1 protein-coding gene is annotated in these 920 nt (G+C 62.4%); it reads left to right on the top strand.

Annotated elements, in window-relative coordinates:
• Positions 1-42 precede the first annotated feature (42 nt).
• On the top strand, positions 43-920 hold an 878-nt coding region (locus AC3FKH_RS34465; RefSeq protein ID WP_488680161.1), incomplete at its 3' end, for an NAD(P)-dependent oxidoreductase.

The raw sequence follows: 920 nt of genomic DNA on the forward strand, positions 1-920 counted from the left end.
ATGAAGGTTGGATTCATCGGTCTGGGAAAGATGGGCCAGGGTATGGCGCGCAACCTGCTCAAAGCAGGGGTGCAGCTCGTGGTTTTCGACGTGAATCCCGCGGCCGCCCAACCGCTGATCGATGAAGGCGCCGAGCGGGCCACCACCGTGGGGGAGCTCGTCCGGAAGGTGGGCGTGCTGTTCACGTCGTTGCCGGGTCCGGTCCAGGTCGAGGAGGTCGTGCTCGGCCAGGACGGTGTGCTGGAAAACATGTCTGCGGACCTGGTTCTGTTTGAACTATCGACAAGTTCACTCTCGCTCGCTCGGCGCATCCATGCCGAGTTCAAGCAGAAGGGCGGGAGCATGCTGGATGCACCGATCAGTGGCGGTCCTGCAGGCGCGGCATCGGGTGACTTGGCCTTCTGGGTCGGCGGCGACAAGGAAGTCTACGAACAACACCTGCACCTGCTGCGGGCCATCGGGAATGCGCCACGCTATGTCGGCCCCATCGGCGCGGGCACGATCACGAAGCTGGCCCACAACACGGCGGGCTACATGATCATGCTGACGATGGCCGAAGTGTTCTCGATGGCCGTGAAGGGTGGCGTGGATCCGTTGGAGCTGTGGGAGGCCATGCGGCTGGGCATGGTCGGCAAGCAGTCTCCCCTGTTCATGCTCACTAACCAGTTCCTGCCGGGGAAGTACGAAACGCCGGCGTTCGCGCTCAAGTTGGCCCACAAGGACGTGACACTGTGCACCGCAGTAGGCAAGGAGTTAGGCGTGCCCATGCGACTGGCCAACATGACGTTGGAAGAGATGACCGAAGCCCTGGCTCGAGGTCTCGGGGAGCAGGATTCCCGCGCATTCCTGAAGCTGCAACTTGAGAGGGCCGGCGTACAAATCGCCGTCGATCCCAATCGCCTTCAGAACGCCATCAAGGC

The organism is Cupriavidus sp. 21MJTG02-4, assembly GCF_057798975.1.